Origin of the sequence: Paenibacillus sp. EPM92, from assembly GCF_016586185.1 — a bacterium.
Lineage (GTDB): Bacteria > Bacillota > Bacilli > Paenibacillales > NBRC-103111 > Paenibacillus_G > Paenibacillus_G validus.
Genome location: NZ_BCPS01000077.1, coordinates 66,245 through 90,506 on the forward strand (window position 1 = coordinate 66,245; position 24,262 = coordinate 90,506).

Annotated in this window: 26 protein-coding genes; 4 read left to right on the top strand and 22 right to left on the bottom strand. The window is 53.5% G+C overall.

Features of this window, described 5'->3' with window-relative positions; genetic code table 11:
- Positions 1 to 143: 143 nt before the first annotated feature.
- From JMF85_RS18390 to JMF85_RS28150, 11 genes are all read right to left on the bottom strand, one after another.
- Positions 144 to 587 carry a hypothetical protein gene (locus tag JMF85_RS18390; RefSeq protein WP_201318697.1) on the bottom strand — a complete coding sequence of 148 codons (444 nt, stop codon included), beginning with the start codon at positions 585 to 587 and terminating at the stop codon, positions 144 to 146.
- A gap of 180 nt (positions 588 to 767) precedes the next feature.
- Complete coding sequence (locus tag JMF85_RS18395; RefSeq protein ID WP_054796428.1) at positions 768 to 1,238, bottom strand: DinB family protein; 471 nt, start codon at positions 1,236 to 1,238, stop codon at positions 768 to 770.
- 44 nt (positions 1,239 to 1,282) lie between these two features.
- Entirely contained in the window at positions 1,283 to 1,906 is a 624-nt protein-coding gene (locus JMF85_RS18400) for a class I SAM-dependent methyltransferase (RefSeq protein ID WP_127609476.1), read from the bottom strand.
- A gap of 15 nt (positions 1,907 to 1,921) precedes the next feature.
- Positions 1,922 to 2,959, bottom strand: coding sequence for an SAM-dependent methyltransferase (locus tag JMF85_RS18405; protein ID WP_201318713.1), 1,038 nt, complete (start codon positions 2,957 to 2,959; stop codon positions 1,922 to 1,924).
- The gene (locus JMF85_RS18410) at positions 2,956 to 3,732 is read right to left on the bottom strand and encodes an ABC transporter ATP-binding protein (protein WP_201318698.1); all 777 of its coding nucleotides are present in this window, start codon (positions 3,730 to 3,732) and stop codon (positions 2,956 to 2,958) included. Before JMF85_RS18410 ends, JMF85_RS18405 begins: the two co-directional genes overlap by 4 nt.
- 13 nt (positions 3,733 to 3,745) lie before the next feature.
- Positions 3,746 to 4,087 (bottom strand): cyclic-phosphate processing receiver domain-containing protein, encoded by a 342-nt coding sequence (locus JMF85_RS18415; RefSeq protein ID WP_054796426.1) that lies wholly within the window; start codon positions 4,085 to 4,087, stop codon positions 3,746 to 3,748.
- Positions 4,084 to 4,935, bottom strand: coding sequence for a deoxyribonuclease IV (locus JMF85_RS18420; protein WP_054796425.1), 852 nt, complete (start codon positions 4,933 to 4,935; stop codon positions 4,084 to 4,086). The genes JMF85_RS18415 and JMF85_RS18420 overlap by 4 nt, the downstream gene beginning before the upstream one ends.
- Before the next feature lie 18 nt (positions 4,936 to 4,953).
- Positions 4,954 to 5,763: an Fpg/Nei family DNA glycosylase gene (locus JMF85_RS18425; RefSeq protein ID WP_201318699.1), complete on the bottom strand. Its 810-nt coding sequence runs from the start codon at positions 5,761 to 5,763 to the stop codon at positions 4,954 to 4,956.
- A gap of 83 nt (positions 5,764 to 5,846) precedes the next feature.
- Positions 5,847 to 7,511 (bottom strand): ribonuclease H-like domain-containing protein, encoded by a 1,665-nt coding sequence (locus JMF85_RS18430; protein ID WP_201318700.1) that lies wholly within the window; start codon positions 7,509 to 7,511, stop codon positions 5,847 to 5,849.
- Positions 7,508 to 9,793 carry a DEAD/DEAH box helicase gene (locus JMF85_RS18435; RefSeq protein ID WP_201318701.1) on the bottom strand — a complete coding sequence of 762 codons (2,286 nt, stop codon included), beginning with the start codon at positions 9,791 to 9,793 and terminating at the stop codon, positions 7,508 to 7,510. Before JMF85_RS18435 ends, JMF85_RS18430 begins: the two co-directional genes overlap by 4 nt.
- Before the next feature lie 79 nt (positions 9,794 to 9,872).
- Positions 9,873 to 10,040 carry a hypothetical protein gene (locus JMF85_RS28150; protein ID WP_155613960.1) on the bottom strand — a complete coding sequence of 56 codons (168 nt, stop codon included), beginning with the start codon at positions 10,038 to 10,040 and terminating at the stop codon, positions 9,873 to 9,875.
- 69 nt (positions 10,041 to 10,109) lie between these two features.
- On the opposite strand from JMF85_RS28150, the gene JMF85_RS28155 reads away from it, so the two are divergent.
- Both JMF85_RS28155 and JMF85_RS18445 read left to right on the top strand, forming a co-directional pair.
- Complete coding sequence (locus tag JMF85_RS28155) at positions 10,110 to 10,289, top strand: hypothetical protein (RefSeq protein WP_127609484.1); 180 nt, start codon at positions 10,110 to 10,112, stop codon at positions 10,287 to 10,289.
- Entirely contained in the window at positions 10,283 to 11,149 is an 867-nt protein-coding gene (locus JMF85_RS18445; protein WP_127609486.1) for a carotenoid biosynthesis protein, read from the top strand. The genes JMF85_RS28155 and JMF85_RS18445 overlap by 7 nt, the downstream gene beginning before the upstream one ends.
- Before the next feature lie 102 nt (positions 11,150 to 11,251).
- Here the strand turns inward: JMF85_RS18445 and JMF85_RS18450 are convergent, their stop codons facing one another.
- Together JMF85_RS18450 and JMF85_RS18455 are read right to left on the bottom strand one after the other, a co-directional pair.
- The gene (locus tag JMF85_RS18450) at positions 11,252 to 11,458 is read right to left on the bottom strand and encodes a hypothetical protein (RefSeq protein ID WP_201318702.1); all 207 of its coding nucleotides are present in this window, start codon (positions 11,456 to 11,458) and stop codon (positions 11,252 to 11,254) included.
- A 100-nt stretch (positions 11,459 to 11,558) separates the two neighbouring features.
- Positions 11,559 to 13,760, bottom strand: coding sequence for a hypothetical protein (locus JMF85_RS18455; RefSeq protein ID WP_155613959.1), 2,202 nt, complete (start codon positions 13,758 to 13,760; stop codon positions 11,559 to 11,561).
- Between the two features lie 89 nt (positions 13,761 to 13,849).
- Between JMF85_RS18455 and JMF85_RS18460 the strand changes: the two genes are divergently transcribed.
- Entirely contained in the window at positions 13,850 to 14,356 is a 507-nt protein-coding gene (locus JMF85_RS18460) for a type IV pilus modification PilV family protein (RefSeq protein WP_155613958.1), read from the top strand.
- Positions 14,349 to 14,882, top strand: coding sequence for a prepilin-type N-terminal cleavage/methylation domain-containing protein (locus JMF85_RS18465; protein WP_155613957.1), 534 nt, complete (start codon positions 14,349 to 14,351; stop codon positions 14,880 to 14,882). The genes JMF85_RS18460 and JMF85_RS18465 overlap by 8 nt, the downstream gene beginning before the upstream one ends.
- A gap of 32 nt (positions 14,883 to 14,914) precedes the next feature.
- On the opposite strand, the gene JMF85_RS18470 is transcribed toward JMF85_RS18465, so the two are convergent.
- The 9 genes from JMF85_RS18470 to JMF85_RS18510 form a co-directional block, all read right to left on the bottom strand.
- Positions 14,915 to 15,544 carry a stalk domain-containing protein gene (locus JMF85_RS18470; protein ID WP_054797395.1) on the bottom strand — a complete coding sequence of 210 codons (630 nt, stop codon included), beginning with the start codon at positions 15,542 to 15,544 and terminating at the stop codon, positions 14,915 to 14,917.
- Between the two features lie 9 nt (positions 15,545 to 15,553).
- Entirely contained in the window at positions 15,554 to 16,387 is an 834-nt protein-coding gene (locus JMF85_RS18475; RefSeq protein WP_155613956.1) for a hypothetical protein, read from the bottom strand.
- Between the two features lie 11 nt (positions 16,388 to 16,398).
- On the bottom strand, positions 16,399 to 17,412 hold the full coding sequence (locus JMF85_RS18480; RefSeq protein ID WP_141336270.1) for a hypothetical protein: 1,014 nt from the start codon (positions 17,410 to 17,412) through the stop codon (positions 16,399 to 16,401).
- Complete coding sequence (gene pilM / locus JMF85_RS18485; protein ID WP_201318703.1) at positions 17,409 to 18,626, bottom strand: type IV pilus biogenesis protein PilM; 1,218 nt, start codon at positions 18,624 to 18,626, stop codon at positions 17,409 to 17,411. Before pilM ends, JMF85_RS18480 begins: the two co-directional genes overlap by 4 nt.
- 135 nt (positions 18,627 to 18,761) lie before the next feature.
- Positions 18,762 to 19,589 (bottom strand): prepilin peptidase, encoded by an 828-nt coding sequence (locus JMF85_RS18490; RefSeq protein WP_054797389.1) that lies wholly within the window; start codon positions 19,587 to 19,589, stop codon positions 18,762 to 18,764.
- Positions 19,590 to 19,667: 78 nt separating this feature from the next.
- Positions 19,668 to 20,045, bottom strand: coding sequence for a competence type IV pilus major pilin ComGC (locus tag JMF85_RS18495; protein ID WP_054797388.1), 378 nt, complete (start codon positions 20,043 to 20,045; stop codon positions 19,668 to 19,670).
- A 59-nt stretch (positions 20,046 to 20,104) separates the two neighbouring features.
- Positions 20,105 to 21,322: a type II secretion system F family protein gene (locus JMF85_RS18500; RefSeq protein WP_127609498.1), complete on the bottom strand. Its 1,218-nt coding sequence runs from the start codon at positions 21,320 to 21,322 to the stop codon at positions 20,105 to 20,107.
- A gap of 41 nt (positions 21,323 to 21,363) precedes the next feature.
- Positions 21,364 to 22,407, bottom strand: coding sequence for a type IV pilus twitching motility protein PilT (locus JMF85_RS18505; RefSeq protein ID WP_201318704.1), 1,044 nt, complete (start codon positions 22,405 to 22,407; stop codon positions 21,364 to 21,366).
- Between the two features lie 131 nt (positions 22,408 to 22,538).
- Positions 22,539 to 24,209 (bottom strand): GspE/PulE family protein, encoded by a 1,671-nt coding sequence (locus tag JMF85_RS18510; protein WP_236595912.1) that lies wholly within the window; start codon positions 24,207 to 24,209, stop codon positions 22,539 to 22,541.
- Positions 24,210 to 24,262 lie beyond the last annotated feature (53 nt).

The following is a 24,262-nucleotide window of genomic DNA, read 5'->3' on the forward strand; positions in this document are numbered from 1 at the left end:
CATAAATACTGGAAATGGCAAGTGCTATGACAAAAAGCCACAAGGTAACTACGCAGTATCTTCTTGAATTGCTGCCTGAGGGTCGTCGAAAATATTTAATCGCATACTTATTGTTCTTCGTTTGCCCTTATTGAATTCTTCATTCAAGACAACGTTGTTTTATAATAAAAATCAGTCACGTGCTCATCATTCTCTATATCTTCGTCCACAGTAATAAATTTGCAAGCAACAGAGTCATTGACCTCTTGAGCAATACCTCTCGCAAGTTCAATCATCAGTGACCCAATTCCCTTATACTCCTGCTGGTAGATACTGCTTACAGCAAGTTTTCCAATTTTAATTGCCGGAAAATTGGGAAACATAATTTTCTCTGGGAAATGGGTTGTTCTCTCATCAATACTTAGTCTGATAGAATCAGAAACAAGTGCCATGTAAGCAACTATATCCGCATTCATCCTGTTAATAAGTAAAAACGTTCGTGAGATATTAAGTTCTTGAAACTCCAGTGCCTGTTCTTTTAAGAAACTCTTATATTCAGCAATTGAGCATTGGAATTCTTCAATTCGATAACCTGTTGCGTATTCCATGGTAACGTTACATTGAACATACCATTATTCCCCTATATATCTCAATAGATCTTAGTTACCAAAGCTGCAAAACAAATAACCTATGGCCATCGACCACAGGCTTTTGCTTCTCGGGACTCTGTAAAACTTCCAAACTCAATCCGATACTCATAAAACAGCAAATGGCAAGCCAATTATCGCCTAACGAACGACGGCCGCATAAGCTTGCTTGTTCCGCTCGATTTGGCGAATGTGCGTATCCACGTGGCGATCGAACATGCGCACGATGTCCTCCAGCGTGTGCTTCCCGGTCACGTTATGGACGGCCGTTCGCTCCCAATCTTCCGGCTTCAATGCTGTGAGCACGGAAACCATAGAAGCGCGAAGCGCTTGAAACAGCGTCAAATACAACTGCATATCGAGAGACTGGTAATCCATTCGCGAAGCCCATGCATCCGGGTCGAATTTGAACAACAGCGGATTCGGCTCCGAGAGCGTCCGCTTCATGCGGTCAACCCCCACCATCTCCGCATCGCATACGTGAATGACAACTTCTTTGATGCTCCACTTCTCAGGGGCCGGCTTGAATAACAGCTCTTCATCCGTTACTCCCTCGATAGCTTGCACCAGTTTATTGTAACCTTCCGCATAGCTTTGCACCAGCGTTTCCATGTCCCCAAACCTCCCGCATGTTAGTAACGGCATGCCGCCTTCTGTCAACGCTTGGCCGCCGCGATCATCCACACCTGCTTCTCTTTTGCATACCGGGTCATGACCTGCTCCTCGGCATTCAGAAGCGTCCAGCCGCGGAACAAACGATCGACCTGTGCCCGGTCGAAGAACCGCTTCAATTGGCCTTCCCACGCATAATAATGGGGCTCCACTTCCGTACCCTGCCCGGCGCCGTATTCCTGATCACGCGTGGAATTAACCCGGCATAACAGCAGTCCGTCCGCTGAAAGCACGCGACGAATGTCGTCGACCATGCATACCGTTTCCGCCCATGAAAAATAATGCAAGCAAAGATCGGCGATCACGGCCGAGGCGATTCCGTCGTCAAACGGCAGCCGTTCCCGCAAATCCAAGCGAACCGTCGGCACACCGGGCAGACGTTCGTTTACCCGTTTCAAGGCTTCCCCGGATCGATCGCAGGCGATCACCGGCCAACCGCGCTCAGCCGCATACAGCGTATTGTTGCCCGCGCCGCAGCCCAAATCGAGGATGGGACGGCCACTCCTCTGCTGCAGCATCTCCGCATACGGCTCCAACCATAAATCGTAACGGAGGTTTTCCGCCTGATGTCCAGCGAAGATCGCATCCCAATACGCTTCCGACGTCATACGCCTTTACTCCTTCTACTGACGAATGAGGAACAAGGTCAACTCATCCCGGTTATGAAAAAGCTGTTTAGCCTGCTGCAGCGTCATCGTGCCCGCGAAATCATCGACGACTTCACGGATCGTCTGAAACGCCTTCTTATGCATCAGCTTCACGGTTATGATCGCCGTGCCGCCGGGCTTCAGCGCATACATCAGCTCCCGGACAAGCTTCGTCATTTGGCGATGGCTCCAGCTCATGTCGCAAACGAGCAAATCGAATTGACCCGAGACGAAAACGACTTCATCCGCTTTCTTGGCCAAATAGGTCAGCTTCGGGTGCTTCACCAGCGATGCGTCCAGCTTCGCCGGATCGACGGCGGTGACGGCGAGTCCCCGTTCAAGCAGCAGGCTTGTCCAGCCGCCTGGCGCGGCGCCAATGTCAAGCGCATGCTTGTATTGGCCGAAGTCCAGCCCGAACGCCAGCTCCGCTTCCAGCAGCTTGAATTTGGCCCTCGACACTTGACCGTCTTCCTTGCGGAACCGTACAGCGCCGCCCGCCCAATCGGACAAGTTATGCGCAGGCCGCGACAGGCCCGAGAACAACGATTCCCCCGTCATGTATACGGACAAAATCCAATCCGCCTGCCGGACGACGGGCACGGCCGAAAGCTGCGATTCGAGCAGCGGATCGATGATGGACTTGATTGCTGACGGCGACTGAAGCCCCGTCTCCGTCTCCGGCTTGCGCGCTTGCACCGCAATCGCCGAGCCCGTCGGCACGAACGGGCGATACGCTTCCATCGCCGACATTAGCGCCGCAGCGGCTTCTTCCAGCGTTCCGTTCCAGGACGTCTGCGCATCCACCGGGCACATATGCCGCAGAAATACCGGCTCCGCCGCAAGCACGCGACGTACCGCCTCTTCCCGCTCCAGCTCCACGGTAAACGTGAACGTTTCTCCGGGCGCCAGCCAAGCGAAACGAACCGCGGCTGGCGAGAACAGCCGCCGCAATTCTTCCTGCGCCTGCTGGGCATAACCGCGATTGGACGTGCCGATCAACATCGCTTCACTCATCCCGTCACCTTGATCCAAGGACGGTCTCCGAACCATTCGATCCGGATCGGCACCTGGAACGCCTTCATTAAGTTATCTTCGGTCAGCACATCCCGCTTCGCGCCGGAAGCGATCACTTGGCCTTCCTCAATCAGCAGCACATGCGTAAACATCGGAACAATTTCTTCCATGTGGTGAGTCACGTAGATGACGGTCATCTGCTCACCGCCAAGTACATTGATATTTTCCAGCAGCCGCTCGCGTTCATACAGATCCAGTCCGGCACACGGCTCGTCCATAATCAGAATCGACGGACTCGTCATGAGCGCTCGCGCCAGCATGACCTTCTTCCGTTCCCCTTGGGACAAGCTGCCGAGCGGCTGATCCGCCAGCTTCAGCAGATTCACCTCGTGCAGCTTATCCAGCGATTTCTCGCGAATGCCTTGCGGGATCGTTTCGTAAAATCGCAAAAATCCGAATTCCCCGGTAGCGACGACTTCCCATACCGGATCGGCGGGATTCAATTTCTCATAAAGCGACTGGCTGATATAACCGATGCTTTTGCGCACCTCCCGCACGTCGCACTGTCCGTACGTATGGCCTAGAACGCGTACGGTACCCCGAGACGGAAACTGGTATCCGTTCATCAGCTCGAGCAGCGTCGTCTTGCCGGAACCGTTGCGGCCGAGCACGACCCAATGCTCTCCGGCTCGGATGTTGAAATGAACGCCGGCCAATATATGGCGGTCGTCGCGGATAAAATGGATATGATCCATCGATAATACGTCTGACATCAGTACACACAACCTATTCTTTAGCGGGATGAGCCAGCTCCATGAGCAGCTCGGGCGGCACCGGGCCGTTCACAAGCGCCACATGGTCGGGCTTCTGTTGGTACAACATTTCATACATATGCTTCCTGCCGGCATCGCTGGACGTATGGAGGAAGATTCGTTTCGGGTAAGCGCGCAAGGATATCATGGCGCGGACGACTTCAAGCCCGTTAGGGAAACCCCAGCCGAGGTCGTAATCCAGCGACAACACGTCAACCTCATATTCTTGCAGCAGCAGCAAACACTCTTCGAGATTGCGAGCCAATACGAAACCAGGCGGACACGCGCGGAAATCATCCAAATATACGTGGATCACCGTGTACCCATCTCCCTAATATAACAAATTTCCGATTCATGCGTAACGCCGCGAGGAACAGGGGTTTCCAGCACGACCGGCAAATTCAGGCGCTCACGCAGCTTGCTTGAGCCGAGCATCGCGGCAAAACGCTCCTCGCCCATTTCTCCATGACCGATCCGCGCATGCCGATCTTTACAGCCGCCGCGCGGATAGAGTGAGTCGTTCAGATGAATCGCTTGCAGATCGGCCCAATAGCCGGTTTGCTCCATCCGCTCCTCCAGCTGCCGCCAGCCCTCCGACGGCGAAGATGGCCACAGTCCGGAAGCGAACGCATGGCATGTATCGAAGCAAAAGCCGACCAGCTCCGGCCGCTCGCAAAGCCGGCGTACCTGTACAAGCTCCTCCAGCGTCGTCCCCATCATCGTTCCTTCACCGGCCTGGTTCTCGAGCAGCAATAACGTTTGCCCGGCATAACCCGAAAGCACTTCATTCACACATTGTATAATATTTTTGTAGCCTTGTAACGGGTCTTTTCCCCGGAATTTGCCAAAATGAACGACAATGCCAACGGAGCCGCATGCGTCCGCAATGTCCAGATCGTTGCGCAGCGAATCGATCGTCGCTTGCCGGAGCTCGCCCGGATCCGCCGCAATATGGGTAGGATAAGGCGTATGGGCGATCGACCGGATCCCGCGCTCCCGGCAGTAGGACGCACAAGCGGCCGCATCCTGCCGCTGGAACACTTTGACGGTCAGGCTGCGCGGATTTTTCGGGAAATATTGAAACGCGTCGGCTCCTAACAGGGTGGCGGTTTTGGCCGCTTCCAGGAAGCCGCGTCGGATGCTGATATGACAGCCGAATTTCATGTCCTCACCACCGCCCTTCTACGATTGGCACGCCGGACAGCAGTACGATTTCTTCGAGGAAACATCCTCGCGTACGATCGTACCGCCGCAGCGCAAGCAAGGCTCCCCTTCACGGTCGTAAACGCGGCACCTGCTATCGAAACCGCCTGTTAAACGATCGCCGGGGTACAACGGCATGTCCATATAACCGCCGAATTCCGTCGCTTCCGCCAGCATTCGCCGCATGGACAGATATAAACGTTCGAATTCTACCGGCTGCAAAGACGCCGGTTTACGGGCAGGACGCAAGCCGGCGTCAAAACAAATCTCGTCGCTGTAACAATTGCCGATTCCCGCCAGCACGCTCTGGTCGACAAGATTGCTTTTCAGCGTTCCCTTACGACGGGCAAGCCGTTCCGTAAACGCCGGCTCCGTGAACGACGGCTCGAACGGCTCCGGACCGAGCTTGGCGAACAGCGGCTGAAGCTGTCCCGCTTCCACGACATGCAAGTAGCCGAGCCGCAGCCCGATAAAATTCAAATACCGCTCCCCGAAGCCGATGCGGACTTGAACGGTACGCTCCGGCTTCTCGGCTTCTGTCCCGTAGAACAAAATGCCTCCGAGCATCAAATGCAGCACTAACGTCTCTCCTGACGTCAAAGTAAACAGCAAATATTTCGCCCGTCGCTCGACCTGGCGGATCGATTGTCCGCGAAGCAGCCGGTCGAACCGTTGCGACTCTATATTGATTGATTTCTCCCGCGTCACTTCCGTTTCCGTGATCAGACGGTTCACGATCAATCCGCTCAGCAGGCGGCGGTAATTTTCCATTTCGGGCAGCTCTGGCATAATGACACCCCCTCGACATAGTCTTCCTCTATATTTCCATGTCGAACCGGTTTTATGTACCGCATCCCGGGGCTCACATCCGCTTAAGAAAAGTCCGAGAGCAAATCCAGCTGTGCAGTGCCCGTTCGTTTCTTAGGCGATTTGCCTGATTGGCCTTCGGGACGGCACGCTGCTGACTTTGCGGCACCGGATAAAGCGCTCGCCGCTTTCCGTTCCAATCGTTCGATCCGTTTCATCAGATCGGCTGCTTCCGGAGAGGGTTCGTCCGTCGTCTCGGCCGAACGCCGACGCTTCGCGACGCTACGTTTCAACGCGTCGCGTCGCCATAACACATCCTCCGCCTCACGCGCGTACTGCAGCGCCAGCTCCAACTGTTTATCCTTGTGTTCGTAGTACATCGACAGCTCGATGAAAGGCTCGAGCGCAGCCGTTCGCTCCCTTCCCATGCGACGAATGTACAAGTTCCACAGCGCGAGCGCCTCTTCGTACCGTCCGTATTTCTTGAAATATTGAGCAAGCGGCAGCACGCAGCTGTCCAATTCGGCCCGCTCCGGCTCCGCCTCCGTATCGTGCTCCGTCAAGTCGTGTGCCAGCGCCTCCATCGTCACCATAGCCGCATCGTATATTCCGCACTTCTCCAGCCACTTGCCATAGCGGAACCATTCTTCCCGTCCGAACGCCTGCACGTCGTCCCCATCCGACTCGTACCCAAGCAGCCGGGCCAAATGAATAGCCAGCCCGGCCAGCGTCAGCACATCCCATTCGTTATGCCGGAACACGCCGGACAGCACCTCGGGGTTGCGCTCGGCCAAATATTTAAAATACAGGACGGGCGCCATCGAGCCGGGCACATCGTCGCTTCGGAATACGCCGAGCCGGGACGTCTCCACTTGCCCCAGACGCACCGAAGGCAGCGTCCGCTTCCATAGGCTGCGGGACGGATACAGGAAATCGAGATGTCCCTCCGGTTCGGCCGGCAGTGGAATTCGATTGAGGATGAACCGGTTGCGGACGATCGGCCAGTCGAACGATTTGCCGTTGTAGGAAATCAGAACCGGCCGCTCGGCAATTTTAGTTTGTAAATAAGCGAGCATGGACGCTTCTTCGCCGGGATGGCGTATGAGCATCTGCTCAACGGTAAACCGATCCGCCTCCATATACCCGATTCCGATCATAAACGGCACATTCCCTGCTCCCTGCCCGAGGCCCGTGGTCTCGGTATCGATGAACAGCAGCCGCTCGACCGCCGTAGACGGCGGCTGCTCCGGCTCATTCGGGACAACACCCGCCGATTCGGAGCCGGGGGTATCGTCCGGCGGCTGTACGGCCGGCTGAGCGCCGCGTCTTCCTTTTGTACCGGGGCGCTTCCCCGTCGCCAGCAGATGCTGCAGCCGTTCGGCCCGCTCTCTCAGCTCGCCAAGCGCATGTAGGCCATGCTCGTGGTCGAGCCCGAAGTGGACGCGCCGCATCACAAAATCGCCCCACTCGCCCGGCTGCAGCTCCGCTCCCAGCTCACGCCAGGCCAGCGTCTCCGCGGACTCCGGCTCCGCCTGCGGACGATTCGCCTCCCGCTCCGCTTCGTCACGCCCGCTCTCCGCTCCCCCTGCCGCCTCGTTCCACAGACTCCCACGCTCCCCGTCGCGGGCGGCGAGAACCTGCCCGCCCTCCGCGGTCGTCCCCGGGCTCAGCTCCCCGCTTCCCGCCGAAGGCTTCTTGTGGCGCAGCAGCCTCTCGCGCAGCGAGCTCATCGCCGTCCACCCGCCCGCATCAGCAGGTCGAGCGCCAGCCGCTTGCCGGTCAATCCGACCTCCTCGATCGGACCGACGCAGGCCGGGCAGCCGCTCAAGCAGCCGCACGAATCGATAATCCGGCCCGCTTCCCGAAGCAGCTCTCCGTGCATCTCGTACAACCGCTCGCTTAACCCGACGCCTCCGGGGTATCGGTCATAGAAGAAGATCGTCGGCTTCTTGTTATGTACGGCCTTCACTTGCGGTACGACGCGAATATCGTGCGGATCGCACATGAGATAAAGCGGTGCGATATGCACGAGCACGTTCGACAGCCCGAGCAGCGCAAACTGCATGTCGTTCACGGACATGTCCGCCGCCATTTCGTCGTCGAACGTAAACCAATAGGAGCTCGTGTGCAGCTCTTCTTCCGGCAAATGAATGGGACCAGAACCTATGTTCTCGTGCGTGTTCAATTTGAGCTTCTTAAAAATTGTCGCCTTCGCATTGACCGTAACCTCGCCGTATTGCCGCGTCAGCCCGAGCTCCTCCGACTCCCGCTGCACATGCAACACCTTGAGCTGTACGGCCAGGTTGGCGTCCGTGAAATAATCGACGTTGACCTCGCGGACGTACGCCTTCTTTTCCTCGTAATCGAGCTTCTCTACCTGAAACTGCACGCCCTCGTGCAAATAAATCGCCTCTTCATGAATAAGCGTCGGCGCGCTGAAGCGGTCGACCTCGCCGAGCACCCTGGCCCCATTCGTCATATCGATGATGATGAAATTTTCCTGGGCCGCCGAACGCAGGCTGATGTCATGTGCCGGGAACGACTGGTCCATCCAATGCCAGCGATCCTTCGCCCGATGCAGGATGCGTTCGTCGGTCAGAAACTCCAGAATATCGTGGAGCGACTCGCCGCCGAACGTCTCGTCCGCTTCGAACGGCAGCTCGTAGGCGGCGCATTTGACGTGATCGACCAGAATGATCAGGTTGTCCGGTTCGATCAGCGCGCGCTCCGGCGGTTTTTCGATGAAGAATTGCGGGTTTTGGATCACATATTGATCCAGCGGATTGCTGCTCGCCACCAGGAACGTAATCGAGCTCTCCTGCCGCCGCCCCGCCCGGCCCGACTGCTGCCAGGTGCTGGCGATCGTTCCGGGGTAACCGTTCAACACGCACGCCTGCAGCTGCCCGATATCGATGCCGAGCTCCAGCGCGTTCGTGCTCACAACGCCGCGAATATCGCCGTTGCGCAAGCCTCGTTCAATCTCACGGCGCAGCTTCGGCAAGTACCCGCCGCGGTAACCGCGGATCGTCTTCGGTCCGAGCTCGTGAGCGACCAGCTCCTGCAGGTAAGTCAGCAAAATTTCGACCCGCACGCGGCTCCTTGCGAAGACAATCGTCTGAATGCCCTGCTTCAGCAGCAGCCCGGCGATTCTCCGCGTCTCCAGCACGCTGCTCTTGCGGATGCCAAGCTGCTGGTTGACGACCGGCGGGTTATAGAAGACAAAATGCTTCTCTCCCGACGGAGCCCCGTTATTGTTCACGAGCGATACCTGCTCCCCGATGAGGCGTTCGGCATGCTCCTTCGGATTCTCGATCGTCGCGGAAGCGCAAATAAACTGCGGATTTGAGCCGTAAAACCGGCAAATCCGCTTTAGGCGCCGGATGACGTTCGCCACATGACTGCCAAAAACGCCGCGATAGGAGTGAACCTCATCGATGACAATATATTGGATATTCTCAAACAGCTTGACCCACTTCGTATGGTGCGGCAAAATCGCCGAATGCAGCATATCCGGATTCGTCACGACGATATGCCCGGCGTTGCGGATCGCCTGCCGCACGTTCGGCGGGGTGTCGCCGTCGTACGTATGCGTCTTCAGATCCGCCCCCATCACCGTCGCCAGCTCCTGCAGCTCCGCAACCTGATCCTGCGCCAGCGCTTTGGTCGGAAACAAATAGAGCGCTCGCGCGCTCTCGTCGTTCAGAATGCTTTGCAGCACCGGCAAATTATAACATAACGTCTTGCCTGAAGCGGTCGGTGTAACCGCCACGACGTGACGACCGGCCGCAACCTCGCGGAAAGCTTCGGCTTGATGCGTATACAGCCTGCCGACGCCGCGAGCTTGCAGCGCATCGCGCAGCTGCGTATTCAACCCTTCGGGAAAAGCTTCGTAACGCCCCTCGCGAGCGGGGATCGTGTGCCAATAAGTGACTTGGTTCATGATCTCCGGGGTGTCCCGAACCAGGTCGATCAATTCGTTCATGGAAGACACTTTACCGGTCAAACGGTTCATGCAATCGGACTCCTTCTGACGGACGCTGCAACCGGTGCGGCCGCAAAGCGTCCGCAGGTTGTCAGCCTAGTTTCCTCCATTATACCGAATGTCTGTTCGATCCATCAACTTTATTTTCAATATCATCCGCGAGCGGCTTGGCGCCCTGCATAAAGTTCGGGACTTCGAACTTCACTTTATCCTGCCGCCTGAATCGCTCGCAGCCTGCCTCGCTGCCCGGTATCATTCGTCCGATTTCCCGTATCATTTGTCCACCATCTTTATATACATAGAATGGAGCGTCTTCCCTTCCATTCTTGATAATGAGGTGAGTTCCATGATTCCGAAGCTTATCGAAGCCTGTCCAATAGGCGAACAAGTCGTCAACATGCATTCGCCCCGTCTGTACCTCGCCTTCTCGAGCTTACCCGAGAAAAAGCGAACCGCTGTTCAGGCCGTGGCGACCGCATGGAAGTCACGGGAGGCCGCTGCGGGAGAAAGTCGACTCCTATGGTAAATCGCTGGCTGATTCGTTTAACAGCCTTATACGTCTTATGGTTTTTGTGCGGGTATGTGCTGGTAAGCGGAGGTTTCCTGCCCGGATGGCTCACGTGGGTGAACGGCTTTTATTTAATTCTCGGGGGCGTCACCGCCTTGACCTGGTATACCCGTAAATACGGCAGTCGTCAGGCCGCAATTCTGTTCGTCGTCTGTTCGAGCATCTCCTACGCAGCGGAATGGATCGGCGTACATACCCGCCGGTGGTTCGGAGCCTACGATTACGGTTCGGCATTCGCGCCGCTCGTGTTCGGGGTGCCTCTGGCCATCCCGTTCGCTTGGTGTATGCTGCTTATTATCGCGAAAGCGTTCGCTCCCGCTTCACCTGCTGCGGACGCTTGGCGGGGACTCAGCCTGGCGGAGAAGCTGGCGCCGAACGCCAGGGCTATCAAGCAAGCGCGAGCTCGCAAGAAGCGGCGCAGCTTTTGGCTTCCCGCCATCTGGGCCGCCAGCATGGTGACGGCTATCGACCTGCTGCTCGATCCGGTAGCCGTCAAACAGCGGTATTGGACATGGGTGCAAAAGGAGGCGGCGACCTGGAACCTCATGTTCGATGCAGTGCCGCTTAGCAATTACGTCTGCTGGTGGTTAACGGCATTATTAATAATGAATATCATCAATTATTTGCATGATGAATATATGGTCCGCCGGGGCAACAGGGAAGCGTTCGGCGAATTCATCCCTCTCCTGCTGCTGCTTACGCTGGAATCGTTGTTTCTGACTTTAGCCGTGAAGAGCGGCCTCTGGTGGGCAGCGGCTTCCAATGTCGGGCTTCTCGCCTTGCTTTTCTTATGGAGGCGGAAAGAGGCGTTCTCATGATGGTTGCGCTCAGCGGCCTTCGTGTCGCAGAAGCGGCCGCACGACAAGAAAATAAGACCTAACGGGGCTGCTCCAAGGCCGGGTTAGGTCTTATTCTTATGTTTACAGAAGATCGGAAGAATCGTCGTAATCAAATCGAAAACCGTCCTCGGACAAGAGACTCGATGGCTGCATCGCCGCCGCGGCATTGGTTTTCAGTTTGCTCAGCACTTCTTGGTACGATCGAATGCTGCCTGTTTCGCCCTGGGACCTAATCGCAATTTGCAAGGCCTGTTCGATAACGGCGATATCTTGGCTCGTAAAGTCCATGCCGCAACTCCCCCTACAGCTTGATTTTTTACTGCAACTATTCTAACCCAATCCATGTCAATTCATACTAGACGGCTATCTGGAGGGGACGACCGGAGGGTCAACGCGCCTGCCATCCTCCAAACTCGATCGTAGGCGGACTGCTTGGGCTTCCGCCTCCTGTAGGCGGATTCCTCTCGACGCGCACAACCGTTCTGTTCCTGAATTCAGGGTTTCCGTAATAAGAAGGAAACACGCCGATTTGTCTGCCCGCCGACAATCCTCCGAAGGACGGCGGAGAACCGCCGATGTCCTTCTTGAAGTTTATATCTCCCATTGTGGCCATATAGCTGCCTACTTTTAACCCGGTAATGCTATTGTTAAACTCAATGCTGCCCTTGGATAAAAAAGTCCCGTCCACGGTCATATTAGGAAAGGTATTGCTGCTGCCAATCACCGTGCTGTTTGTATAAATCGATCCTTTGATTTGCAAGCCGTCAACGGCATTGCTCAAGGTGAGCGTCCCGCCGGAGTAGATGGAACCTCCAATTTCCGTGCCGGCGATCGTATTGGCGAAGGTTATGCTCCCGTCGCTGCCAAGACTGCCTGGAACCGTAAGACCGGTAATCGTATTTTGAAATAAAATGTCGCTTCCAGCAAGGATAGAGCTGCCCGCTCCAAGCAAGTTCAATCCTCCGACGGTTGATTTGAACGTAATACTGCCCTTGGAGCTGATAGATCCGGATACACGGGCCGAGCTTAATGTATTATTGAACATAACATGGCCCGTTGCTGCGATCGGCCCTTGCACCGTCAATCCGCTTATGGTGTTGTTAAACGTAATCCTGCCGTCCGAGCGAATCGCCCCGTGAACGGTCATGTCATTAACGGAACTGTTGAAAAAGATGTCCTTGTCCGCTGCGAGCGGTCCCCAAATTTCAAGTTTATCCCAATTGGCATTAAAGGTTACCGTGCCCTGACTTCGAAACATGCTGAGGCTATTATTCGGACTGCCGATGGCGAGCCTCCGAAATCCTTCAAAATAAACCCCTTTCCCCGCCAAAAGCGCCTGTCCGATTTTGTTTTCCGTCCCCCAACCGCCCAGCTGTTTCGAAAAATAAATATACCCTTGAGAGCTCAAATCTTTGCCAATCGACAAGCGGTCGCCGATCTGATTAAATTTAATCCCCGTGGAATCCGCGTTTGCGGTTGAGAGAAAGCCGGAAATCAACGACTCACCAATTTCCAAAGCGGACATTTGTTCAAACAGGATATTTTCCTTGCTGCTCATCGAACCGTTTACGACGTGAAATTTCCCGCTCATATTGCCGACGCTTAACGTTTTGCCGCTAATGATGTTTTTTTGTACGGTGACAGCATTCGCCCAATTTGTATTAAACGTAATTTTTCCGGCTGCGATGATATTGCCGTTAACCGTTAAATTGTTCCAGTTGGAGTTAATGGTGATGTCGCCGCCGGAAACGATATCGCAGTTAATCGGATCCGAATTCGATAAATCGATAATGACACTTCCCGCCGAAGGCGTACATACAGGATTGGAACTCCCCGGTGATAAGGCGTAGGATGCCAGACTCCCCGCTTTCAGCATCAGCTTGTTCGTGTCCGGGTTCGTGTAGGTATATACATTCAGAGGTGTTTCCGGCACTCTCAATGGGGAAGCGGCCGGGATCGCAACGGGGTCTAAAGGAGCAGGCTTCTGGTTAAATTGGGCATTAAAATATTCGGTGAAATCAGCATCGTATTTGGCTTTCGGCACAGTGTCGTCCTGAGCGATGATGTCTCCGTCAGGACGTTTGAAAATTTGCAGCTTCCCGGCCGTAATGGTAGGCGTTACCGCTTCTTGACCGAAGATTCCGCCCGGTACACTATATTTATCGGCCCCGTCGCCTGGCGTCCCCGGATTGACGCTGAAATTCAGCCGGATCGTCCGCGAAATCGCTTTGGATTGGCCCGTCGATACCAACTGAAGATTGTCATTTGCCCCCCCTTCCAATGTCACCTGGGGACTGGCGGAATCATAAAGCACGTCCGGCACGGCGCTTATACGTTGGATAATTGAATTCAGATGATCCGGGGTTAATCTGTATTGCTCGTGTCTGACCGCTTCATATAGCGCCCGCTGAGCGATCAAAGCTCCTGTTTCAGCTAAATAGTAGGCTCTTTCCGACTGTTCTCCCCGAATCGTGTTCAGTTGGCCTTGACGTGTGCTAAACAACAAGGGCGTCGACAATAAACCTATTAATACGACAAAAAACAAAACCAATACTAACGCAGAACCCCGTTCGGCTGAGACTATTTTCATATGCCCCATTCCTTCTTTACAAGTTTTCATGTTATCCTCTATAGTAAAAGTATAATACAAATGACCTAGTGCAAAAAGGGCGTGTTGTTGTGAATACCGAAAGAGGGATTACGTTACTCGAAGTGCTGGCTGCCGTAGCCATACTAAGCGTAGCCATGATCTCCTTTTCACTCCTATTCGGCCAAAATTTCCAATTCTCGCATCGGGAAGAAAGACGCGACGTGTCCGTCAATATTGCAAGAACCGTTATCGAGGAGCTTAAAGGACAACTGCCTTCTGGCGCTGAGCGTATGACTATTTTTGAAGACCATCAAGAAATTGATTTGGCGCTGCTGCGAGAACCATCCGCAGACATCCAGGCCGTAACCGTATATTACCCTTCCGGCACGGATCGACAGTTTACGGTTGTCATTAGAAACATTCCGATACCCGCTGATAAAAGGATCACGATACCAAATCCGGACGACGCCTCCCAGTCGTATACCTTTCCTTATCACGACTTTTTTTCGCATATTGAAGTCGAAGTGGAGAACGAGGCGTTGCGAACAAGCTACTCCTTGCAGAGCTACGTCGAGAGGCGGGGATTAGGTGAATAGACTGAATGAACGCGGCCTTTCCTTGGTAGAACTTCTCGCCGCCATTACCATAGCTGCCATTGTAATAGGAGTTGTTTCGTCGGCTATTTTTCAAACCTACACAGGATTTGCAACCGTAACGGCACGCGAATCGACTCAGGAAAATGCCAGACTCGTTACCGAGCATATCGTGAATCGCGTCAGGGAACAACCTTATGTCATTTCGCAGAGCGACGAGAACTTCCTGGAATTAACCGCTCCGGACGGGAATCCCGATACCCCCGACGATTTCGTGCATTACCGGCGGGAAGGCACGAATCTTAGCGTCATCACCAGAGCAAACAATCGGGTCGCCACAACCTTGATCGCAACGAATGTCACGGAGGCGCACGCCGAACTGATCGATGCCCATGGGCAAATCATCACCGGTTCCTCCCCGTTACAAGCCCAGGAAATCCGGATTTCTTTGAACTTCAGAACAACGGATAAGCACATGCAGCATTTTAGTACCACAATCAGCATCCCGTCCTGGAATCAATATCGGTAGCGGAAAAGCCGGGTCATGTTAACCCGGCTTTCCTATTTTTGCGCAGACGCGGTGCTTCCCTGTAGCTTGGCCTTCAACATGGCATTGACTTTCTCCGCATTCGTATTAAATATGGTCCAGGCGATGCTGTAATCATCCAAATTTTTACTTTCCCAACCACCCCGCAGAAGCTCCACTGCTGCCGCCATTTTGGCAAACGAATTGGCCAATTCCTCGTCCTGTAAATCTCTGACGGTATCCTCCAAGCTCAAATACCGTTCCCGGATGGATTGCATGCTGCCCGTATCGGTCGTCTTCAAAGCCTTCAACAGCTCCGAAAGAATAGAATTATTCGTCATGGCAACATATTGATAGATGCCTTGTTCGGAAGAAGCTTGCAGGGCAGCCGATTGCGACTTGATAAAATCCAGATTAACAGACCTGTTGGCATCATTCCAGCTTACTTCAGCGCCCAGCATCTCGGCTAGACTGCGAAGAGGAACATAGATGGAGCCGTTGTATAGAATTGAATCCTTGCCCAGCTCTGCTTGCTGGCCATTGACGGCAACATGGATTCTTTCAAATAAAACCTGAATCGATTTCAAGCCGCCTTCCGCAAATACGGTAGCTGAAGTCGCCAGCGTCGTCGCCAGCGCTAATGCGGTAACCACCTTTTTGTTCATCGTTCCCTCCTACTGCTGCGGCTGCGTTGTTCTTAGCAATGCCTGGAAATGTTCTTCCGTCCATGTCGGGTCAAGACGCTTATCGACGATATGGGGCGATAACGGCGGTAATTCCTTGAATTTCCCTTCGTAAGCATTTGCCGAAAATATCGTGATCTCTATAACCATTCGCGTATTTTCACGAGTTTCGTCAGCAGCTTTGGATGCAATCATTCCAGAAGATGCCGGGTTCGTATTCCCCGCCGTAACGGTCCATTTTCGTACATTGACAAAACGGTTCATCTGATAAAGGCCGTTTATAAAATCGACCGTGCTTGGATAGGAGCCGTTAATAGCGATGGTCAAATCGTGAGCTACCGTTGTTTGATCATTTTTCGCCTGCTTTTGAGAGGAAGAACTCCCGTTGGCAGTGGAACTTTTCGAACGATTTTGCTGCTGGGTACTGGGTGCCTCCTCATTGCCCGAAGTCAGGCCTAACGCAGTTAATGGATCGTTGGAAGACACGTTTCCCATTGAAACCGTTTCGATTATCGCGCCTGAACTCGCCTCGAGCTCCCTTATGGAGAAGAGGAATCGGACCAGTTCTTCTTGGGTCGGCACTTGCTCGACAAGCTTTTGGATGTCTTCATCCGTTACCTTGGCGGGAATGGGCTTATTTTCAATAGCCGCTTTTTGCTGCTGCAGCGCATCAATCTGATTGTTAAATTGACGTTCATTCAAATATGGCGGCAGCACAAAAACAAAGGCTAGGTATATATTCACAACTAAACCTGCGGTCACTACGCTCCCGATGATCGTGTAAGGAGACTTCAAATAGTTCAAATAATCGGCCATCTTCCGCATGTATCGAACCCCTATTTTGATATAGCCTTAGCCTTTAACTTTACTTCAATGGTTACTGAATACTTAAAAACTGTAGTTGGTTCAGACACGGCTGCGTTGGAACTTGCACCGGTTTCACGGTTTGACGGTGTCTGATTCGAATAGGCTGAGGGCGACTGCTTCTTAAATTGTTCCAATTGCTGCTGAGCCTGCCTGATATCTTCCGCAGTGATAGCTGACTTGCCGGCGGCTGAAGGCGCCGATACATCAGAACGGCTTCTCCCGGATCTGTCCGGTGTATCCGGGATTTGTAAATCAAATTGCTGGTCTACCATCTGCTTGGTAATCATCCAGTTCAACTCGTTCAACAATTGATCGCCTGTCGTTTCCTCAGGCTTGAGCGAATTTTCCAACGATTGGATATAGGCTTCGGTACGATCAATCTTCCCTGTCTCCGCATTCGCGCCCGAGCCGGATTCAACCGGTTGGTTACCCGCGTCCGCTGTCACCTTCAATGGAGCCCGCGTAATGCTTTCAACATGGACGGCTTCAATTAAAGCCGATTGCTGAAGGCGAACCATGTATTCCATCGATTGTTGTAAGCTGGCGAACTCTCCGAGTAATTTGACGGAACGTTGCGGCTCGGAAGCCATAGAAGCTGCAGCGGCGTTATTCGGCGCAGCTGACGCTGCTGTTTCATAACTTTGCATGTTCAGTAGTCTGGACGCTTCCGGAAGCTGGGAGGTCAGAAGTTCGAACACAGGGATCCAATCGTATCGCTCATTTTTGAGCTTCTGGATCTCATTCGCAAACTGTTGGAAATCAGCCGTTATCGGATCTTGAACCCGCTGCTGAGTTACCGCACGCACTTCCGCTTGAAGCCTCTCGACCGCTACCGCTTTATCGGACAATCCCTTTTCCAGATAAAAATGAAAAGTGACAAGCAGCACAGCAGCAAGCGCCGATGCAGCGCCCGAGGTAACTAATAAGGGAACGAAGTATTTCTGTATTTTCGGAATTTTAGGAACTAAGTTGATGTTCATCATGTCGAATTCCCCCGCAAGGCCAAGCCGATCGGAACGGCGTACACCGGGAACAGGTCTTGGAACATGTTCTGCACCTGCACCCGCTCGGTATAAAACATGGTGATCTCGAGCTGCAATCGCTCCCGAAGCAGCCCGGCGATCTCGTTCAACCGGCCTACATCCCCGGCCAGCACCAACCGGCTAAACTCCTGGGAGCGATTGTTCAACGTGTAGCGATAAAAATTCATCAGCCGCTCCAGCTCATGTGCCAAATCGCCGCATGAACTGCGGAAATCGGCATCCGGATCGGAGAACGCAGCGAAAAGCTGATCGATGTCCGAGGCCGCGCCCCCTTCTTCCTTCTCGCTGAAGGAAACCGGTACGGTCCGTGTGATTTTCAGCATCCCGTCGTGGAAAATACTCATGTCCGCCAAACGCTCGTTAATATCAAGCACCAACAATGTGCCCTGCTTATCCGCAAAATCCATATATTCAATAACCCGATATAGGGACAACGCCTTGATCTCCAAGCTGGATACTTTCAAATTTGCCGCTTTCACGGCATGCATATACTCGTCTACCAGCTCGCGGGGAGCGGCTACCAGCATCACTTCGCACTGCGTTTTCTCTACTTGCGGTCCTTCCTCTGCTTGTCTCGAATCGCCGAAGAGACCGTCTACCCCTTTCAGATCCAAGCCGCCGGATTCTTTGGAAGCCGCAGCTTGTCCGAATAAATCATCGCTTTTGCTTGCTTCCGGGAGTTTGTTATGAACGATCTTCTTCTGCCGCCTGCTTGAATGACCCGTTAGACGTCCGGCCTCTGTACCGTTCATTTTTACGAAATCGTATACGGGCTGATCGAAGGGCAAATGGATATGATGCTTCATTTCGAAGTCGACCAAACGGACTAAATCTTTATGCGCAATATCCGGAAATTTCAAAAAACGAACCATAATCGCCTGGCTTGGCAGCACCATATGTACGAACTTTGTTTTTTGGCTTACCCTGGCCGTCAAAGTTTGCAGGGCACGCGTTACGGTAACGGGATCGAGAATACGTCCGTCTTCGACCGCTTTCTTCGGAAGCTTCTCAACATGATAAGCTTTAATTTCCGGAGGCTTGGATTTATGCAGCCGCAATTCGGTCATTTTTATGGATGAATCAGTGATTTCGAGTCCTAGAGAGGATGTCACGGGAGAGAATAATTGTACAATTGAAGAAAACCGATTCGGCATAGTGACCATCCCTCCTTTCTCTATAAATCCTGAGAGCATTCAATGTTGGTAATTGTCGAATATATACGTCTATATTTTATCATAGTCATTCGATGAAAAGACATCATAACGATTTCCAATTGGCCCCATTGCAAATCAAATGGCGATGAGCAGGTCTATATACGCACGGATACACGCGTCTCCCCATAGATAACAGCATATCGCGCCGAGCGCAATAAAGGGGCCGAAAGGAATATGCGCATCCCTTGTTTGACCGCTGCTCTTGAGTAGAATGAGCCCGCCGATCAGTCCGAATAACGAAGCGGCAAAGATCGTGAGTAAGGTAAGCTTGATACCCAGCATGAGCCCGAGAAAAGCAAACAGCTTGATATCTCCTCCGCCCATCCCTTCCTTCTTCATAAAGAACTCCGATGCCCAGGCTATCCCATACAACAGGCCGCCTCCGACTAATGCTGCGACCCCATAGTTCCATAAAGGGAGCCCGTGAATGAACAATCGCAGAATAAGCCCAACCGCCACGGCAAAGATCATGATTTTATCCGGAATCAGCATATATTTGACATCCGTTAAAGTAATGGCGGATAAAATCGCGACAAGAAACAGTCCGACGAGGAGTTCGGGCTTCAGACCGATTACACCAGAAGTGATTGCAAAGAATATGGCGGTAACGAACTCTCCGAACGGATAAATCCGCGAGATCGGAGCCTTGCAGTACCGGCATTTCCCTCCTAGCAGCACATAACTGAAAACCGGAATCAGGTCGAGCGCGCCCAACCGATGATGGCAGTGCACGCAATGCGACGGCGGGTAAACAAAGGATTCCTTCTTCGGAATGCGCAGGGCGATGACGTTCAAGAAGCTTCCGATGAACAGGCCGAGGATACCCGATACTAACGGGAGAAGAAGCGGATGCGCTTGGAATAACGCTTTATATAAAGCTAACGTGTCGTTCAGAAGGCTCATCACAGGCTCCTTAGTAAGAGTTAAGAAAGGTAACCCTACTTGGGGTTACCTTTCTTAAATATTCAGGCCTATTTTTACCTACGGCGTGGTTGCAACAGTAACTGTATACACACCGTCGTTTGCATTATCTCCGTCCGTAATCGTTACAGTCACACCTGTCGGCACATTCGACAGGTAGCCTTCAGTAAACAACTCCTGCAAGACAGCTGCACCGTCAGTCAATGCGGCGGTAGGATTTCCGCCCGTTTCCATAAAGTGTCTTTGCAACGCATCTTGAACAATTCTCTCTGTCGATTCGTTTGCGCTCACACGGGATTGGGTAAACCCTCTAGTCACTGCCGCTCCGGCCACTGCGGCCAAAATCCCCAAAATCACGACAACGGCCATTAACTCGATCAACGTCATCCCTTTTTGATTTTTCGTCAGCTTGAACCGCTTTTTCATTACAGTCTCCATTGTTCATTCTCCTCTCCATAATTAAACGATGTGATCAAACCTTGACTCATTCCCTGGCATTAGCCGCCCATGTTCTCCATCAGCTTGAATGAAGGAAGCATGACCGCCAGCACAATACCGCCGACGATAACCGCTAAAATTAAAATCATGATCGGCTCCAGAAGCGCCTTCAGACGATCCGCCATCGCATCGACGTCGGCTTCATAGAATTCGGCCACCTTCTCCAGCATGGTGTCGAGCGCCCCTGTCCGTTCGCCCACCTGCAGCATTTGCACGACCATCGGCGGAAACAGCCACGAATTTTTGAACGGCTCCGCGATGGAATTCCCCGCCCGCAAGCCTTCACGCGAGTCGCGAATAAGCTTCGCGATGACTTCGTTGCCGACTACGGTAGAGACGATGGACATCATTTGCAGCATCGGGATCGCAGCTGCGAACAAGGAGCAGAAGGTCCGGCTGAACCGCGACAAACTTTGCTTGTGCCATAGCTTTCCGAAAACAGGCAGTTTCAGTTTGATATAGTCCAAGCCGTACACGCCTTTGGGATGCTTCTTCAGCATTCTTAGCAAGAAAGACGGTACCAACAAGAACATCATAACCACGTACCAAAACTGCTTCATCCAGTCGCTGACGGCAATGACGATCCGAGTCGGAAGCGGAAGCTCCAACCCCATCGTCGCAAAGTTCCCCACGAGCCTGGGAACGACAAAGGTCATCAATATGATCACGACGATGACGGTAACGACCCCCATGATGGCGGGATACACCATCGCCGATTTCACCTTTTGTTTCGTGTAATATTCTTTCTCGTAGAAGATCGCGAGCCGCGTCAGCATTTCGTCCAGGTTGCCGCTGGCCTCCCCCGCACGGATCATATTGATGAAGATCCCTGTGAATACCGTCGGGTAATGGGCTGCTGCTGCGGAGAACTGCGTTCCCCGGGCCATCTCTTCGCTGACCGAGGTCAAGATTTTGCGAAATTCCTTGCTTTCCGTCTGCTCACTCAGGACCCGCACGGCTTCCACCAGATTGATCCCGGATTTGTACAAGGTCGCCAGCTGACGGCAAAACACGGTGAAATGCTCCGTCTTGACCTTCGGCCCGCCGCCGAATTTCAGCTCCTTGCGAAGCAGGCTCTTGCTTTGATCGATCAGTTCCAGGATCCAAAGCCCTTTGCCCTTCAGCTCCTCCATCGCTTGATGGAACGTTTTGGCTTCTAGGGTGCCTTTGTAATAGCGGCCATAATCGTCCACGGCTTTGTAATCGAACTTGGGCACCGGTCTCAACTCCGTTTCGCATAAACTCAGATGTATGGCCGTTAACCGTTCAGATCTGCGAAGCCGAACATCGCTTCCCGGGCGCTCTCCATCGTGATAACGCGCTGCTGCAGCAGTTCGCGCAGCGACATCTCCATCGTTTGCATCCCTTGCGCTTTGCCGGTTTGCATGGCGGAGCGAATCTGGTGCACCTTCTCGGAACGAATCAGGTTCGCGATCGCCGGCGTGTTCACCAGCACTTCGATAGCAGCGACACGGCCTTGTCCGTCAGCCGTCGGCAGGAGACGCTGCGCCATAACGCCGAGCAGCACCGAAGCAAGCTGGACGCGAATTTGCTGCTGCGACTCCGGAGGGAATACGTCGATCACGCGATCTATCGTTTGCGGCGCATCCGCGGTATGTAACGTTCCGAACACCAGGTGACCGGTTTCGGCCGCCGTGATGGCGGTGCTGATCGTCTCTAAGTCGCGCATCTCGCCGACCAGGATGACGTCGGGATCCTGACGCAGAGCGGCACGCAAGCCGCTCGCGAACGAAGCGGTGTCAACGCCGATTTCACGCTGGTTGACAATGCAGGATTTATGGTTGTGAACAAACTCGATCGGGTCTTCGAGCGTAATAATGTGATCGTTGCGGGTCCGGTTGATGTAGTCCAGAATCGCCGCCAGCGTCGTCGATTTCCCGCTTCCCGTCGGCCCCGTGACCAAGAGCAGGCCCTGCGGCTTCTTCGCGAACTCTTCGGCCATCGCTGGCAGCCCGAGCGCTTCCATCTGCGGGATTTTGCTCGGAATCAGGCGGATCGTCAAGCTGACGTTTCCCTTCTGTTGAAAAGCGTTGACACGATACCGGGACACATCCGGTATTCCATAGGAAAAGTCCAGGTCGCCCTTGCTCATAAACGATTGATACTGTTCGTTCGTCATCAGCTCCCGGGCCAGCTCGACCGTGCGGGCAGGCGTCAGCACCTCGCCGTTAACCGGCTTGAGATCGCCGTGAATCCGAAACACGGCCGGCGAATGTACGGTAATATGAATATCTGAAGCTTTCTTCTCATAAGCCAGCTTCAACAAGTCAATTACGCTCAAATCAGCCCCCCCCAATTTCCCATTTATTATCATTATACGCATAATCCGGGTGATCTGCCATTAAATATTAGTTAATTCGAACTATTTCCTTATAGCGAACATACATCTATAGAACTATGTATTAGAAATGCTTATGATTCATTCCCGATCACTCTGAATATTTCAGACAGCGTCGTATAACCCGCAGCCGCTTTCGCAAGCCCATCCTTGACAAGCGGGACATAAGACTGGGTCAGCGCATAGGCGCGGTAATCGCTGTCCGGCCTCTTCTGCAGGATCATGGACCGGAGCGTATCGTCGAGCGTCAAGATTTCATGAATCGCCAGCCGTCCCCGATACCCGCTGCGGCCGCATTCTGCGCAGCCTTGGCCCTTCTTCAACGTTTGCGCCTCAAAACCGTGAGCCTCGAACAGCTTCCGTTCATCCTCGGACGGCGAATACGCTACGGAACACGAAGGACAAACTCGCCTCACCAAGCGCTGAGCGACGATGCTGTTGACCGACGAAGAGACGAGGAACGGTTCGACGCCCATATCGATCAGCCGGGTGATGGCGTTCACAGCACTGTTCGTATGCAGCGTACTCAACACCATATGACCGGTCATCGCGGCGCGGACAGCGATCTCCGCCGTTTCCACATCGCGGATTTCTCCGATCATGACGATGTTCGGATCTTGACGAAGAATCGCCCGCAGTCCCCGGGCGAAACTTAAACCGGTTACCGGATTGACCTGAACCTGGTTAATGCCTTGCAGCTGATACTCCACCGGATCCTCAATCGTAATGATGTTGACGTCCTCATGATTAAGCCTCGACAAAGCGGAATACAGCGTGGTCGTCTTCCCGCTTCCCGTCGGCCCCGTAATCAGTACGACACCGTGCGCGCCTTGAATCCCTTTCATAAACAATCCCAAGTTATGCTCCGAAAGCCCGAGCTTCTCGATATCCGTAAGGGCGCTGCCGAGGTCGAGCACCCGCATCACGACCTTCTCGCCGTGAATAGTCGGGAGCGTGGAGATCCGAATATCGACCTTCCGGAATTCAATATCCATCTCCACCCGGCCATCCTGCGGCAGACGTCGTTCGGCGACGTTCAAGTTCGCCATGATCTTGACCCTGGCAATAATGACGCTCTGCATGTGAGGCGGCAGTGAACGCTCCGTACGCATAACGCCGTCCACCCTGTACCTGATGCGAAGACTGTCTTCCTGCGGATCAATGTGAATGTCGCTGGCGCCGATCTGAACCGCTTGAATTATAATCTGATTCACGGTCTTGACAACCGGCGAATCGTCGTCTTCCCGGGTCTGCGGCCTCGCTTCCTCGATCTCCCGGTTCTGCAGGATTTGACTGATCTGCTCGACCGATTCCTGCAAGCCGTAATAACGCTTGATCGCCCGCTGCAGCTCGTCCCGAGCCGCAATAGTCGGTTCGATGCGAAGTCCCGTGCTCATGCGCAGCTCGTCGATGGCGAAATAATCGAGCGGGTCGGCCATCGCCAGAATCAGCTTGTTGCCTTCCGTACGCACCGGGAGCACTTGATGCTGTTCGGCAAGCCGCTGAGGAATAAGATTAATGACCTTCGGATCGATCTTTTGGCGATATAACTGGATGTGAGGGATGCCCAGCTGGAACTCGAGCACTTCGATCAATTGCTGTTCGGTGATGTAGTTGCGGTTAATAAGAAATTCGCCGAGCCGCATCTTCGTTTCCCGCTGTTCCTGCAGAGCCGTCGACAGCTGCTCTGGAGTCAACAGCCCCGCCTCCACGAGCAGGTCGCCGATCCGTTTCCGTAGAGCCACTACGCGTTCCCCCCGATCCGAATATGTACCCAAGCCCCAAACGATAAAGTCCT

Coding starts and splice junctions, on each gene's coding strand:
- JMF85_RS18390 (WP_201318697.1), bottom strand. CDS start 587: ATGGAATACGCAACAGGTTATCGAATTGAAGAATTCCAATGCTCAATT.
- JMF85_RS18395 (WP_054796428.1), bottom strand. CDS start 1,238: ATGGAAACGCTGGTGCAAAGCTATGCGGAAGGTTACAATAAACTGGTG.
- JMF85_RS18400 (WP_127609476.1), bottom strand. CDS start 1,906: ATGACGTCGGAAGCGTATTGGGATGCGATCTTCGCTGGACATCAGGCG.
- JMF85_RS18405 (WP_201318713.1), bottom strand. CDS start 2,959: ATGAGTGAAGCGATGTTGATCGGCACGTCCAATCGCGGTTATGCCCAG.
- JMF85_RS18410 (WP_201318698.1), bottom strand. CDS start 3,732: ATGTCAGACGTATTATCGATGGATCATATCCATTTTATCCGCGACGAC.
- JMF85_RS18420 (WP_054796425.1), bottom strand. CDS start 4,935: ATGAAATTCGGCTGTCATATCAGCATCCGACGCGGCTTCCTGGAAGCG.
- JMF85_RS18425 (WP_201318699.1), bottom strand. CDS start 5,763: ATGCCAGAGCTGCCCGAAATGGAAAATTACCGCCGCCTGCTGAGCGGA.
- JMF85_RS18430 (WP_201318700.1), bottom strand. CDS start 7,511: ATGAGCTCGCTGCGCGAGAGGCTGCTGCGCCACAAGAAGCCTTCGGCG.
- JMF85_RS18435 (WP_201318701.1), bottom strand. CDS start 9,793: ATGAACCGTTTGACCGGTAAAGTGTCTTCCATGAACGAATTGATCGAC.
- JMF85_RS28150 (WP_155613960.1), bottom strand. CDS start 10,040: ATGATACGGGAAATCGGACGAATGATACCGGGCAGCGAGGCAGGCTGC.
- JMF85_RS28155 (WP_127609484.1), top strand. CDS start 10,110: ATGATTCCGAAGCTTATCGAAGCCTGTCCAATAGGCGAACAAGTCGTC.
- JMF85_RS18445 (WP_127609486.1), top strand. CDS start 10,283: ATGGTAAATCGCTGGCTGATTCGTTTAACAGCCTTATACGTCTTATGG.
- JMF85_RS18450 (WP_201318702.1), bottom strand. CDS start 11,458: ATGGACTTTACGAGCCAAGATATCGCCGTTATCGAACAGGCCTTGCAA.
- JMF85_RS18455 (WP_155613959.1), bottom strand. CDS start 13,760: ATGAAAATAGTCTCAGCCGAACGGGGTTCTGCGTTAGTATTGGTTTTG.
- JMF85_RS18470 (WP_054797395.1), bottom strand. CDS start 15,544: ATGAACAAAAAGGTGGTTACCGCATTAGCGCTGGCGACGACGCTGGCG.
- JMF85_RS18475 (WP_155613956.1), bottom strand. CDS start 16,387: ATGCGGAAGATGGCCGATTATTTGAACTATTTGAAGTCTCCTTACACG.
- JMF85_RS18480 (WP_141336270.1), bottom strand. CDS start 17,412: ATGATGAACATCAACTTAGTTCCTAAAATTCCGAAAATACAGAAATAC.
- pilM (WP_201318703.1), bottom strand. CDS start 18,626: ATGCCGAATCGGTTTTCTTCAATTGTACAATTATTCTCTCCCGTGACA.
- JMF85_RS18490 (WP_054797389.1), bottom strand. CDS start 19,589: ATGAGCCTTCTGAACGACACGTTAGCTTTATATAAAGCGTTATTCCAA.
- JMF85_RS18495 (WP_054797388.1), bottom strand. CDS start 20,045: ATGGAGACTGTAATGAAAAAGCGGTTCAAGCTGACGAAAAATCAAAAA.